This window comes from Spirillospora sp. NBC_01491 (assembly GCF_036227065.1).
In the GTDB taxonomy this organism is placed as follows: Bacteria; Actinomycetota; Actinomycetes; order Streptosporangiales; family Streptosporangiaceae; genus Spirillospora; species Spirillospora xylanilytica.
This window is the reverse complement of record NZ_CP109432.1, coordinates 5,521,570-5,534,942: the sequence shown is the minus strand read 5'-3', so window position 1 is coordinate 5,534,942 and position 13,373 is coordinate 5,521,570. Positions and strand designations below refer to the sequence as shown.

Here is a 13,373-nt window from a genome sequence, read left to right as displayed (position 1 = left end):
GATCGTCTTGAGGCACTGCGTAGGCGGGCCGGCGCACGGCCCCCCGATCCCCGACGTCCGCACCCCCCTTGGAGTCTTCAGGCATGTCCCAACCTCAGACCGCCGCCCGAACCGCCGGCCGCGTCGCGGCCGGCGACCGTCCGTCCGCCGTGGCCGAACACGGTGGCGGCGGCGACGGCGGCGGCGGAGAGCGCGCCGCCGAGCGCGGACGCGGCGGCGCCATGGTGGCGGTCCTCGCGTTCTCCGGCATCGTCGTGGCGGTCATGCAGACGCTGCTGGTGCCGATCATCGCCGAGCTGCCCCGGCTGCTGTCCACCTCGCCCGCCAACGCGACCTGGGTGATGACCTCGACACTGCTCGCCGGGGCGGTCGCGACCCCGATCATGGGGCGGCTCGGCGACCTGTTCGGCAAGCGCCGGATGCTGCTGACCAGCCTCGCGCTGATGGTGGCCGGATCGCTGGTCGCCGCGCTCTCGTCCGAGCTGGTCCCGGTGGTGGCCGGGCGCGCGCTCCAGGGCTTCGCGATGGGCGCGATCCCGCTCGGCATCAGCATCATGCGCGACGAGCTGCCGCCGCAGCGGCTGGGCTCGGCGATGGGGCTGATGAGCTCGTCCATCGGCATCGGCGGCGCGCTCGGGCTGCCCGGCGCGGCGCTCGTCGCGCAGCACGCCGACTGGCACGCGCTGTTCTACACCTCGGCCGGGCTCGGCGTCCTGTCGATGCTGCTCACGGTGCTGGTGGTGCCCGAGTCGGGGTCGCGCCCGGGGGGACGGTTCGACATCCTCGGGGCGCTCGGCCTGACCGCCGGGCTGATCAGCCTGCTGCTCCCGGTCACCAAGGGCGACCAGTGGGGCTGGGGCAGCCCCCGCACGCTCGGGTTCTTCGCCGGCGCCGCGGTCATCTTCGTGCTGTGGGCGCTGATGGAGCTGCGCGTCGACAGCCCGCTGGTCGACCTGCGCACCACCGCGCGCCGCCAGGTGCTGCTGACCAACCTGGCCTCGGTGATGATCGGCGTGGCCTTCTACGCGATGTCGGTGGTGCTGCCGCAGGTCATGGAGCTGCCCACCGGCACCGGGTACGGCCTCGGCACGTCGCTGGTGGTCGCCGGCCTGGCGATGGCGCCGATGGGTGTGGCGATGATGCTGGTCTCGCCGCTGTCGGCGCGGCTGTCGGCCGCGCGCGGCCCCAAGACCTCGCTGATGCTCGGGCTGGTCATCATCGCCACCGGGTACGGCGCGGGGATCTTCCTGATGGGCGCGCTGTGGCAGATCCTGATCACCGTCACCGTGATCGGCATCGGCATCGGCTTCGCCTACTCCGCGCTGCCCGCGCTGATCATCGCGGCCGTCCCGGTGACGGAGACCGGCGCCGCCAACGGGCTGAACGCGCTGGCGCGCTCGGTCGGCACGTCGGTGTCCAGCGCCGTGGTCGGCATGGTGCTGGCCCGGATGACCACCTCGTTCGGCGGCACCGAGCTGCCCACCATGAACGGGTTCCGGGCGACGTTCCTCATCGCCACGGCGGCCAGCCTGGGCGGCCTGGCGATGACCTTCTTCCTGCCCGCCCGCAAGCGCGCGGCCGCGGCGTCCGCGCAGCAGCCCGCCGCGGGCCGCCCCGACGCGGACCAGCCCGCCGCGGGCCGGTCCGAGACCGTCGCCGTCCGGCCGCACAGCGGCGTCGCCGGACGGGTGCTGAGCGGTGACCGGCCGATCGAGGGCGCGGCGGTAACGCTGATCGACGCGCAGGGCCGGCAGGTCGCGCACACCGTCGGCGACGCCGGCGGCCGGTACACGCTGGACGTCCCTGAGACCGGCCGGTTCCTGCTGGTCGGGTCGGCCACCGGGCACCGTCCCGAGGCGGCCCCGCTCACCGTCGGCGCCGGCCCGATCGAGCTCGACCTGGTGCTGACCTGCGCGGCCGGCCTGCACGGGACGGTGCGCGACGCCGCGGCCGGCACCCCCCTCCCGGACGCGACCGTGGTGGTCACCGACGCCGGCGGCGAGGTGGTCGCCTCGGCCGCCAGCGGCGACGGCGGCGGCTTCGAGCTGCCCGAGCTTCCCCCGGGCGGCTACACGCTGGCGGCGCGCGCGGCGCGGCACCGGCCGTCCGCCGTCCCGGTGACGGTGCCCGCCGACACCGGGACCCGCCACGACCTGGCGCTGGAGCCCGCCGGAGCGGTCACCGGCACGGTGCGCGGCAACGACGGCCGGACACTGGACGACATCCGGGTCTCGCTGATGGACCGGACCGGAAACGTGATCGCGGTGTCCTATACCGGACGCGACGGCGCCTACGCGTTCAAGGACGTGGCCGGCGCCGAGTACACACTGGTCGCCAGCGGCTACGCGCCGGTGACCGCCCCCGTGACGCTGACCGGCCACGGCCTCGACTCGGTCGACCTGAAGCTCTCCCACCAGCGAAGCTGACCGGCACGTCCGGGCCCGCGCTCCTGGGAACAGGACCGGGCCCGGACCCCGACCGGACGCCGCCGAACCCCGCCGGCCGGACGCCCGCCGGACCCGCCGGCCGGACGCCCGCCGCTTCGCCGAGCGCTTCGGTCAGGCGCCTCCGGCGTAGGGGTCCTCTCCCGCCTTGAGGCGGGTGGCGAAGTCCTTCAGCGCGGCGAGGGCCACCCGGTACGGCGTCGGGCCGAACGAGATGCGGGCCACGCCGAGCGACGCCAGCCGCGCCACGTCCGTGCCGGGGAGGCAGTTGGCGTTGACCGGGCCGGGCAGCTCCTTGGCGAGGGTGCCCACGGCGTCCGCCGGCGCCAGGATCGGGTACACGCAGTCGGCGCCCGCCTCGAGGTAGCGGCGGCCCCGCGCGATCGCCTCGTCGACGGGGTCGAAGCCCGGATCGGCGACCATGAACGTGTCGGCGCGGGCGTTGATCACCAGGTCCGGCCCGGCGGCGCGGACCGCCGCGAGGAACTCCGCCTGCGCGTCCACGTCGGCGAGGCTCCCGCCGGGGTGGACGGTGTCCTCCAGGTTGCAGCCGACGGCGCCGATGGCGGTGAGGCGCTCGACCAGCTCGCCGGGCGGCAGGCCGTACCCGGCCTCGGCGTCCACGGTGACGGGCACCCCGACGGCGCGGACCACGCGTCCGGCGGCGGCGAACATCTCCTCGGCGGGCGCCCCCTCCTGGTCGGGGTAGCCGAGCATCGCGGAGATCGCGGCGCTGGCGGTGGCGATAGCGGGGTAGCCCGCCTCCTCCACGACGCCGGCGCTCGCCGCGTCCCACACGTTGGGCAGGATCAGCGGATCGCCGGGACGGTGCAGGTCGCGGAGGCGGGCGGCGAGATCGTTCATCGTTGTTCTCCTTCGTCTCGGGCTGTGGACGTGACGGCGGCCCGTTCTGTGACACCCGGCCGCGCTCCCCCAAGATGATCCCCCGGCGGACCCGGCCCGGGGCCGTTCCCGCGTGGCGGGTTACGGTCGGGATGATCGTCAACGCCGACGGAGGAGTCCGCATGCTGCCCTGGTCCGCCGAGCTCGCCGGCCGTCTCGACGAGCACGTCATCGACAGCGCGCTGCTGCGCGGCAACCCGCTCGGCGACCCGCACGAGCGGCCGGTGCTGGTGTACGTCCCGCCGGGGTACGACGACGAGCCCGAGCGCCGCTACCCGAGCGTCTACGTCATCCTCGGCTTCACCGGGCACGTCGGCGTCTGGAAGCACCAGAACGCCTTCCGGCCGACGTTCCCGCAGGCCGCCGACCGGGTGTTCGCCGGCGGCGCGGCGCCGCCCGCGATCCTGGTGTTCGTGGACGCGTGGACCGCGCTCGGCGGCAGCCAGTTCGTCGACTCCCCCGGGACCGGCCGCTACCACTCCTACCTCTGCGACGAGGTGGTGCCGTGGGTGGACGCCCGCTACCGCACCCTGGACGCGCCCGAGCACCGCGCGATCAGCGGCAAGTCCAGCGGCGGCTACGGCGCGATGATCACCCCGATGCTGCGGCCGGACCTGTTCGGGGCGCTGGCCACGCACGCGGGCGACGCGCTCTTCGAGTACTGCTACCTGCCCGAGTTCCCGCAGGCGGTCCGGCACCTGCGCGAGTACGGCGGCGACATCGCCCGCTGGCGGGACGACTTCCGGTCGCGGCCCGCGTTCACCAAGCCCGCCGACATGGTGCTCCTCGAGATGTACGCGATGGCGGCCTGCTACTCGGCGGCCGAGGACGGCACGCCCGAGCTGCCGTTCGACCCGGTGACGGGGATCCTGCGCCGCGACGTCTGGGCGCGGTGGCTGGCCTGGGACCCGGTGCGGATGGTGGACGCGGAGCCGCGGTACGCCGAGGCGATGCGGTCGCAGCGGGCGATCTGGATCGACGGCGGCACGCGCGACGAGTTCAACCTCGACGTCGGCGCTGAGGCGTTCCACCGGACGCTGCTCGGCGCCGGGGTGGCGCCGGAAAAGATCCATTTCGAGCTGTTCGACGCCGGGCACGGCGGAATCGACTACCGCTACCCGCAGGCCGTGGCGTGGCTGTGCGGGCGGATCGCGCCCTGAGGGCGGCGGGGCGCGCGCCGCGTCGTCCCAGCTCGACGCCACATTTCAGAGATTTCACTCACTGAGCTACAAATATTGAAAATCCAGTAGCAAATGGAATTCATTGACACCAAGCGACTATCAGGGTGCACTTCTCGACAACTCACCCGGATGAGTCCAGCACCCCCGCTCCCTCACTCCCGGCCCAAAGCGACTCGCGTCCCCGCCGCGAGCGCTCGCGGATGCGGTCACGCCCCCCGCTCAGACCGCATCCGCGCCCTCCCCCCGCGGGCCCCGTCCCTCCCCCCGCCAGGCGGCCCCACGGCCCGCGGAACCGTCCCACGAGGACCTCCGCGGGCCCGCCCTCCGCCGGGCTCCTGGAAGGAGCACCCCCCGTGAGACGCCAGACTGCGCTCGGGACGGCGGCCATCGCCGCCGGACTCGCCGTGGCGATGTCCTCCCCCGCCACAGGTGCGACCACCGCCACAGGCGCGTCCGCGCCGCCGCCCCCCTCCCCCAAGGCCGCCGCCGCCTCGGCCGACCAGCTCGTCAGCTCCGGCAAGGCTCCGATCCACGCCTCGCCCAAGGACAAGGTCGTCCGGCGCGGCGTCACCGCCGGCGCCGGCGGCCTCCAGTACGTCGCGTACGAGCGCGTCCACGCGGGCCTGCCGGTCCGCGGAGGCGACTTCGTCGTCGCCACCGACGCCGCCGGGACCGTCCTCGGCACCTCGGTCGGCCAGAGCAAGGAGCTGTCGGTGTCGACCACACCGAAGCTCACCGCCGCCAAGGCCGCCGCGATCTCCCGTACCCGGATCACCAAGGCCACCAGGACCGGCGCGGCGACGCTGGCCGTCCTCACCCAGGGCGCCGGACGCCTGGTGTACGAGACGGTCGTCGAAGGCACGAACGGCACCGGACGCACGGCCCGCCCGTCCCGCCTGCACGTCTACGTGGACGCCGTCACCGGCAAGGCCGCCGGGCAGTGGGACGAGGTCCGCGACGCCAACGACGACCAGAGCTTCTACCACGGAGGCAGCAGCCAGCCCACCTCCATCTCCACCACCGCGTCCGGCGGCACCTACAGCCTCCGCGACGCGACCCGCTCCGGCATCAGCTGCGCCAACCAGAGCGGCACCGTCTACAGCGGCTCCGACGACGCCTGGGGCAACGCCAACGGCACCAACCTCGAGACCGCCTGCGTGGACGCGATGAAGGCCGCGCAGTCCGAGTTCGACATGGTGAAGACCTGGCTCGAACGCAACGGACTCAACGGCAGCGGCAGCGGCTGGCCCATGCGGGTCGGGCTGAACCAGGCCAACGCGTTCTGGAACGGCAGCTACGCCAACTTCGGCCGCAACAGCTCCGGAAGCCGGCAGGCCACCACCACCGACGTCGTGGCGCACGAGCTCGGCCACGGCGTCTTCCAGTACACCCCCGGCGGCTCCGGCTGGAGCAACGAGTCCGGCGGGCTGAACGAGTCGACCGGCGACGTCTTCGGCGCCCTCACCGAGTGGTACCAGAACGAGCCGCGGGTCACCGAGCAGATCTCCGGCAGCAACGCCGTCCTCAACTACGACCCGCCGGACTACCAGGTCGGTGAAGAGGTCGACCTGGTCGGCAGCGGGCCGATCCGCAGCATGTCCAACCCGTCGTCGATCAGCGGCAACCCCAACTGCTACAGCTCCAGCGTCCCCAACATGGAGGTGCACGCGGCGGCCGGCGTCCAGAACCACTGGTTCTACCTGCTCGCCGAGGGCTCCGCGGCCGGCGACCCGTCCCACGGGCGGCCGAACAGCCCGACCTGCAACGGCTCCGCCGTCACCGGGGTCGGCGTCCAGAAGGCCGGACGGATCTTCATGGAGACCCTCAACCTGAAGACCTCCACCTGGACGCACATCACCGCCCGCAAGACCTCCTTGCAGGCCGTCCTCAACCTGGTGCAGGTCGGCAAGGCCACCTGCACCGACTTCACTCGCACGCGGGACGCCTGGAACGCCGTCAGCGTCCCCGCCGCGAGCGGTGAGCCCGCTTCCTGCACGGGCTGACCACCGGCGGCGGCCGTGCGGGGAGACTCTCGGCCCTCCCCGTACGGCCGCCCCTCCAGAGGAGAACGCATGAGATCACGCCTGCTCGCCCTCGCAGCGGCGGTCGCCCTCCCGCTGCTGCTCGCCTCCCCCTCCGGCGCGGCCCCGGCGGTCGCCGCGCCCGACATCCCGCTGGCCAACGTCAAGGCGCACCTCGCCCAGCTCCAGTCGATCGCCACCGCCAACGGCGGCAACCGCGCCCACGGCCGACCCGGCTACCGCGCCTCACTCGACTACATCAAGGCCAAGCTGGACGCGGCCGGCTTCCAGACCACCGTCCAGCAGTTCAGCTACGGCGGCACCGGCTACAACCTGATCGCCGACTGGCCCGGCGGCAACCCCGAGCAGGTCCTGATGACCGGCGCGCACCTCGACAGCGTCTCGGCCGGCGCCGGCATCAACGACAACGGCTCCGGCTCCGCCGCCGTCCTGGAGACCGCCCTGGCCGTCGCCGGATCGCGCTACGAGCCCGTCAAGCACCTGCGCTTCGCCTGGTGGGGCGCCGAAGAGCTCGGCCTGATCGGCTCCGACCGGTACGTCGCCGCCCTGCCCGCCGCCGACCGCTCCAAGATCGCGGGCTACCTCAACTACGACATGGTCGGATCGCCGAACGCGGGCTACTTCGTCTACGACGGCGACGACTCCGACCACTCCGGCTCCGGCCCCGGGCCGAACGGCTCCGCCGAGATCGAGAACGTCATCGAGGGCTACTTCGCCTCGATCCAGGTCCCCACTCAGGGCACCGACTTCGACGGACGCTCCGACTACGGCCCCTTCATCGACGCCGGCATCCCCGCCGGCGGCACCTTCACCGGCGCCGAAGGCCGCAAGACCAGCGCCCAGGCCCAGCTCTGGGGCGGCACCGCCGGCACCGCCTTCGACCGCTGCTACCACGCGTCCTGCGACGGCACCGGCAACATCGACGACACCGCCCTCGACCGCAACGCCGACGCCATCGCGCACTCGGTCTGGACCCTCTCCCAATAGCCCCGCCCCCCGCCCCGGGCCCCCGGCGCCCCGCTCTCGGCGCCGGGGGCCCGCCCACCCCGTCCGGACCTCTGTTCGAGTGCAGGTCAAGGGCGGCGGCGAGCATAATGAAAGTATGTGCCGCAGCATCAAGACGCTCCGCCCGCCGTTCTCCGACGACGTGACCGACGAGGACGTCCGGGCGGCAGCGCTCCAGTACGTCCGCAAGATCTCCGGGTTCCGCGCGCCCGCCGCCCACAACGCCGAGGCGTTCGACCGCGCCGTCGAGGAGATCGCCCGGTCCACCGCCGACCTCCTCGAGTCCTTGCAGGTCAGGGGCGCGCGCACCTGACCTGCGGTGCGCGTCAGCAGCTGTCGTCGACGTCGATCATGACGGTGCGGTCCGGGCCGACCAGGAGCAGGCAGGACCCGTCGCCCGCCAGGTCCGGGGGGAGCCCGGCGCCGTAGGCGAGCAGCGGCGCGGCGCCCAGGCCCTCGACCGCCGCGTGCAGGAGCTCGCGGACGAGCCAGGCGACGAGCTGGTCGCCCGGGATCTCCTCCGGGGCGTCCTGTTCGAGAGCCTGCGCGCACGCCATCTCGACCAGCGCCCGCTCCGACTCGACCAGGGTCGTCCGCGGATCGTCGAGCGGCCGGAGACCGTCCTCATGAACCTCCCAGTCGCCGGCCCCCGCCCAGCCCGCCTCGAACGCGGCGGCGGGGTCGGCGCCGCTCAGGTCGAGGCCGTGGTCGTCGAAGGTCACCGCGAAGCCGAGCGGGTTGTTGTTGTTCACCCAGAGGGTGTCGCCGAGCAGCGTCGTGACCGCCTCGGCCCGGGCGAGCGGATCGCCGTCCGGCGGCGCCGTGGCGGGGGCCAGCGCCAGCCGCAGGGTCCGGCCCCGTCCACCGCGGGCGAGAAGGTGCAGCTCGCCGTCCACGGCGGGGCCGCCCGGCTCGGTCGCGACCTCGATGACCAGGAGGTCGTCGGCATCGCCGGCGAACTCACCGGCGGTGTAGCCCGCGATGGTGCGGGCCCGCCGGCCGAGCGGGCCGGTCCCGGCCTCCAGCGCGCCGAGCACGAGGCCGACCACCTGCTCGGCCCCTTCGTCCGGGGAACCGGACGCCGCCCGGTAGCTTGCGAAGGACTCGTCCGCGGGCTCGCTCTCGAACCACTCGGCCCCCACGGGGTGGCGGTCTCCGCCGGGCCCGCCGAACGTCGCCGGGAACGCCCCGTACTCCGCCACGTCGGCCGGGGCGGGCGCGGACTCCCATGCGCGGACGTGGGCGGGCGGCGCCTGGCCCGTGACGAACTCCAGCCGCCATCCCGGCAGCCACCGTTCGAACACGTAGGCGGCGGCGTCCAGCGGATCGTCGAGGCACCGTTCCATCATTCGCCCATCGTCGTCTCCGGAAATGATCTCCGGGAGTCTAAGAGCGGGCGACGACAGAACGCCCATGCCGGCGCCGTCAGTTGTGGCAGTCCTGCGCCTGGAGATCGAGGGTGAGGCTCTTCACCCGCCCGCCGGCCATCAGGAACCCGTACGACGCCGCGGGCTTGCCGGGGAGCGGCGCGTAGGACGCGTTGGGGCCCTGCTTGAGCTGCGGGTACGCCTTCTTGACCTTCGCCGCGGACGATCCCACCCTGACGCCCTCCGGGGTGGCGATCCCCCCGGCCGCGAAGATCGACGCGAGGCCGTGCTCGGCGGAGATGTAGCCGCCGACCTCGTCCGCCGGATGCGGGTGCGCCTTCAGGTCGAACGTGCCGCAGCCGGCGCCCGGCTTCGACTTGACCGTGATCAACCCGGTGGCCCTGGCCTGCGCGAGGGTCATGCCCAGCTTGAGCGCGCCGTAGCCGGACGGCCCGAGCGGCTCCGGCTTCGCCGTGGGGGGCGCCGACGGGTGCGGCGGCGGCTCGCCCACGGCTATGGGTGCGGGCGGCGCCGTCCCCGCCTCCCCGGACGAGGCGCCCGCCTTCCCGCCACCGCCGCCGCCACCGCCACTGCCGCCGCCGCCGCATCCCGCGAGCAGCACGGCGCCCGCGGCCAAAGTGATCACTATTCGACGGTTCATCCCGGCCTCCACAACGACGATCGCGTGCCGTCCACTATGACGGGACGGCACGCGATCGCTCCACCGGACGGCCGCGGAGATCAGCTCGCGGCGACGACCTCGGCGATCTGCACCGCGTTGAGCGCGGCGCCCTTGCGGAGGTTGTCACCCGAGCAGAAGAGCGCGAGGCCGTGCTCGACGGTCTCGTCGCGCCGGATCCGCCCGACCAGCGTGGGGTCCTGCCCGGCTGCCTCCAGCGGGGTCGGGACGTCGGTGAGCAGCACGCCGGGAGCGCCGGCCAGCAGCTCGGCCGCGCGCTCCGGCGAGATCGGCCGCTCGAACCGGGCGTTGATCTGGAGCGAGTGGCCGGTGAAGACCGGGACGCGCACGCAGGTGCCCGACACCTTGAGGTCCGGGATCTCCAGGATCTTGCGGCTCTCGTTGCGGAGCTTGTGCTCCTCGTCGGTCTCGGCGAGGCCGTCGTCCACGATCGAACCGGCCATCGGCAGCACGTTGAACGCGATCGGCCGCACGTACACCTGCGGCTCGGGGAACTCGACCGCCGAACCGTCGTGGGTGAGCCGGTCGGCGCCCTCCACCACCTTGCGGGCCTGCTCGTGCAGCTCGGCGACCCCGGCCAGCCCGCTGCCCGACACCGCCTGGTAGGTGGACACGACCAGGCCGTCCAGCCCGGCCTCGGCGTGCAGCGGGCGCAGCACGGGCATCGCGGCCATGGTGGTGCAGTTCGGGTTGGCGATGATCCCCTTGGGCCGGACCGCCGCCGCGTGCGGGTTGACCTCGGCCACCACCAGCGGGACCTCGGGGTCCATCCGCCAGGCCGACGAGTTGTCGATCACGACGGCGCCGGCCGCGGCGACCTTCGGCGCCAGCGCCAGGGAGCTGGTCTTGCCCGCGGAGAACAGCACGATGTCCAGGCCGGAGTAGTCGGCGGTGGCGGCGTCCTCGACGGTCACCTCGCCGCCGCCCCACGGCAGCCTCCGCCCCGCCGAACGCGCGGAGGAGAACAGTCTCAGCTCGTCCACCGGGAATCCGCGCTCAGCCAGGATCCGCAGCATCACGCTCCCGACCTGACCGGTGGCCCCGACGATCCCGATTCTCATGCCGCTCCCTTGCTCGCTACCTTGACCTGGGACACCAAGTCTGCCCAGGTCATTCATGCCCGTCCAGGAAATTACCCTGCACCCCGACTCTAAGCATCGCTTCACGGTCGCCGGACGGCGGTGGGGCCCGGCCGCCGCCTCGTCCCCGGGTCCAGGGGCCGCCTCAGGGGCGAATCAGGGCGATTCCCGATGCCGCGACGGCCCCGGAGTGGGCATTATCAAGGCATGGACATGGAGAAGAACCCCAACAAGCAGCTCCGCCGCACCCAGGACGGCCGCATGATCGCCGGAGTCTGCTCCGGCGCCGCCCGCTACCTGGGCATCGACGCCAACATCATCCGGCTGGCGCTGGCGGTCTTCACCCTCTTCGGCGGCGCCGGCATCGCGGCCTACGTCATCGCCTGGGTGCTGATCCCCGAGGACGGCGCATCGAAGTCGATCGGCGAGGACCTGTTCCAGAAGGGCAGCGAGTCGCCGTTCGTGCAGGACACCGTCCAGAAGACCAAGGACGCCGTCAACAAGAACCGCACCCGCGCCTGACCGCTCAGGGAGCGGGGGCGGACCGCCTGAACCCGCCGGGCGGTGTGCTGCCACCGGACGGGGGGCCGCCATCGGACGGCGCGTCAGCACCGGGCATCGCGCCGTCACCGGCCGCCGTCCCATCGCCCGCCGACGCCTCACCCACCCCGTCCATCACCCCCGCCTCGGACGCGAAGGCCACCTCGGACGCGACGGCCGCCTCGGACGGCACGCCCGGCTCAGGCCGGCCGTGCAGCTCAGGCGGCTCGAGCAGTCCGTGCGGCTCAGACGGCTCAAGCGGCTCGGGCAACCCGTGCGGCTCGGGCAGTCCGTGCGGCTCGGGCGGCTCAGGCCGCTCGTGCGGCACGGTCAGCAGGGAGCGTGCGCGCATGTCGGCGATGACGCCGCCGCGGACATGGTTCCAGCTCAGCGTGAGCGTCGCGGCCACCATGAGGCCCAGCACCCCGGCGGACGCGACCACCGTCTCGGGTCCCACGGCCTGCGCGATCGCGCCGCCGATCAGGATGCCCAGCCCCTGGCCGGCCAGGATGCCCGACTGGGCGAGGCCGAACGCCTGCGCGCGGCCCCCCGCCGGCACCGCCGCGACGAACGCCGCGTTGGCCGCGAGCTGGTAGGCGCTGCCGACCCCCGACAGCGCCCACAGCGCCATCACGCCCCACAGCGGCGGATGCGCCGCGGCGCCGATCAGCGGGACGCAGGCGAGCATCGACATCCAGCCCATGGCGCGCAGCCGGTCGGTCGGCCGGACGCAGCGGCTGAACAGGAACGCGCCGACCACCATGCCCGTCGGCATCGCCGACATCAGCAGTCCCACGGTCACCGCGCTGTCGTCGAAGGTCGCCGCGTACGGCGCCGCCAGCCCCTCCGGGATGATGTAGAACGCGCACAGCCACGCGAACGAGATCAGCGAGCGCAGCGCCGGATCGCCGAAGACCAGCCGGGCACCGTCCCGGGTGGCCCGCCACAGGCCCCCCGGGTCGCGTCGGCCCCGCTTGGGCGCCGGCCGCGCGCGCAGCCCCACCACCAGGATCGCCGCGGACGCCCCGAACGTGAGCGAGTCGAGCGCGAGCGCCTGGTAGGTGCCGACCACCGCCACGATCGCGCCACCGGCCAGGAACCCCAGCATCTGCGTGCCCTGATGGGTGATGTTGTTGATCGCCGAGCCCGCCACGTAGCGGTCGCCGTCCAGCACGTCGGGCAGCACCGCCGCCCGCGCCGCGGTGAACGGCGCACCGAGCAGCACGGTCAGGAACACCAGCGCGCACAGCGTCCAGAACGGCATGGTGTGCAGGGCCATCACCGCCATCAGCGCCACCAGCCCGGCCCGCAGCACGTCGCAGACCACCATCACGGTACGGCGCGGGAACATGTCGGCCAGCCCCGACAGCACCGGCCCGCCGACGATCGGCGGGATGTAGGTCAGCGCGTAGGTGAGCGCGGTCAGCAGCGCCGAGTGGGTGCGCTCGAAGACCAGCACGGCCAGCGCCACCTGGGCGAGCTGGTCGCCGATGAACGACAGGGCCTGGGCGAGCCAGAGCGCACGGAACTCACCTACCGCGAAGACCTCGCGGTAGGTCGCCTGCACCTCTGGCGGCCGACGATGCCGGCCGCCCTGCCTTCCCGCCACGCTCGCTCCAGTTCGGCTGCGCCCGGTCCGGGGCGCACCCTCCTATTAACTCACGCTGCGTGGCAGTTATGTGACCTACCGTGCCCATTTGGTGAAACCGTTCGTCCCCTGAGGGGTGGCATGACCCCTGGGACGGGATGCGCGGATGGGCTCAGTATCCGAGTTCGTGCAGGCGGGCGTCGTCGATGCCGAAATGGTGGGCGATCTCGTGCACCACGGTGATCCGCACCTCCTCCACCACCTCGTGGGGCGTGTCACAGATCCGCAGGATCTCATTGCGGTAGATCGAGATGTGATCGGGCAGTACGCCCGCATACCAGTCACCGCGCTCGGTGAGGGGTACGCCCTGATAGAGACCGAGCAGGCCGCGTTCGGGAGCGTCGTCCTCAACGACGATGACGACGTTGCGCATGTGCGCGACCAGTGCGGGCGGGACGGTGTCGAGGGCCTCGCCCACCAGGTCCTCGAACTCCTCGCGCGATATCTCGATCACACGTTCATTC

General features: G+C 73.2%; 12 protein-coding genes. 6 read left to right on the top strand and 6 right to left on the bottom strand.

Going from position 1 to position 13,373, the window contains the following annotated elements; genetic code table 11:
• Positions 1 to 83: 83 nt before the first annotated feature.
• Positions 84 to 2,426: an MFS transporter gene (locus tag OHA34_RS25820; RefSeq protein ID WP_329519168.1), complete on the top strand. Its 2,343-nt coding sequence runs from the start codon at positions 84 to 86 to the stop codon at positions 2,424 to 2,426.
• Positions 2,427 to 2,558: 132 nt separating this feature from the next.
• Here the strand turns inward: OHA34_RS25820 and OHA34_RS25815 are convergent, their stop codons facing one another.
• Entirely contained in the window at positions 2,559 to 3,308 is a 750-nt protein-coding gene (locus tag OHA34_RS25815; protein WP_329519167.1) for an isocitrate lyase/PEP mutase family protein, read from the bottom strand.
• 161 nt (positions 3,309 to 3,469) lie between these two features.
• On the opposite strand from OHA34_RS25815, the gene OHA34_RS25810 reads away from it, so the two are divergent.
• The 4 genes from OHA34_RS25810 (at position 3,470) to OHA34_RS25795 (ending at position 7,888) form a co-directional block, all read left to right on the top strand.
• Positions 3,470 to 4,507 carry an alpha/beta hydrolase gene (locus OHA34_RS25810; RefSeq protein ID WP_285939017.1) on the top strand — a complete coding sequence of 346 codons (1,038 nt, stop codon included), beginning with the start codon at positions 3,470 to 3,472 and terminating at the stop codon, positions 4,505 to 4,507.
• Between the two features lie 374 nt (positions 4,508 to 4,881).
• Positions 4,882 to 6,531: a M4 family metallopeptidase gene (locus OHA34_RS25805; protein WP_329519166.1), complete on the top strand. Its 1,650-nt coding sequence runs from the start codon at positions 4,882 to 4,884 to the stop codon at positions 6,529 to 6,531.
• A 69-nt stretch (positions 6,532 to 6,600) separates the two neighbouring features.
• On the top strand, positions 6,601 to 7,557 hold the full coding sequence (locus OHA34_RS25800) for a M28 family metallopeptidase (protein WP_329519165.1): 957 nt from the start codon (positions 6,601 to 6,603) through the stop codon (positions 7,555 to 7,557).
• Positions 7,558 to 7,672: 115 nt separating this feature from the next.
• On the top strand, positions 7,673 to 7,888 hold the full coding sequence (locus tag OHA34_RS25795) for a DUF2277 domain-containing protein (RefSeq protein WP_285939020.1): 216 nt from the start codon (positions 7,673 to 7,675) through the stop codon (positions 7,886 to 7,888).
• A gap of 13 nt (positions 7,889 to 7,901) precedes the next feature.
• Here the strand turns inward: OHA34_RS25795 and OHA34_RS25790 are convergent, their stop codons facing one another.
• The 3 genes from OHA34_RS25790 to OHA34_RS25780 form a co-directional block, all read right to left on the bottom strand.
• Entirely contained in the window at positions 7,902 to 8,924 is a 1,023-nt protein-coding gene (locus tag OHA34_RS25790; RefSeq protein WP_285939021.1) for a hypothetical protein, read from the bottom strand.
• A 76-nt stretch (positions 8,925 to 9,000) separates the two neighbouring features.
• A complete protein-coding gene (locus tag OHA34_RS25785) occupies positions 9,001 to 9,603 on the bottom strand; it encodes a hypothetical protein (RefSeq protein ID WP_329519164.1) in 603 nt (200 codons plus the stop codon).
• An 80-nt stretch (positions 9,604 to 9,683) separates the two neighbouring features.
• A complete protein-coding gene (locus tag OHA34_RS25780) occupies positions 9,684 to 10,703 on the bottom strand; it encodes an aspartate-semialdehyde dehydrogenase (protein ID WP_285939023.1) in 1,020 nt (339 codons plus the stop codon).
• 225 nt (positions 10,704 to 10,928) lie between these two features.
• Here OHA34_RS25780 and OHA34_RS25775 point away from each other — a divergent pair, with 225 nt between their 5' ends.
• Entirely contained in the window at positions 10,929 to 11,243 is a 315-nt protein-coding gene (locus OHA34_RS25775; RefSeq protein WP_285939024.1) for a PspC domain-containing protein, read from the top strand.
• A gap of 4 nt (positions 11,244 to 11,247) precedes the next feature.
• Here OHA34_RS25775 and OHA34_RS25770 read toward each other — a convergent pair whose 3' ends face one another.
• Positions 11,248 to 12,870 carry an MFS transporter gene (locus OHA34_RS25770; RefSeq protein WP_329519163.1) on the bottom strand — a complete coding sequence of 541 codons (1,623 nt, stop codon included), beginning with the start codon at positions 12,868 to 12,870 and terminating at the stop codon, positions 11,248 to 11,250.
• 151 nt (positions 12,871 to 13,021) lie between these two features.
• Positions 13,022 to 13,363 (bottom strand): metallopeptidase family protein, encoded by a 342-nt coding sequence (locus OHA34_RS25765; protein WP_329519162.1) that lies wholly within the window; start codon positions 13,361 to 13,363, stop codon positions 13,022 to 13,024.
• Between the last annotated feature and the right edge of the window lie 10 nt (positions 13,364 to 13,373).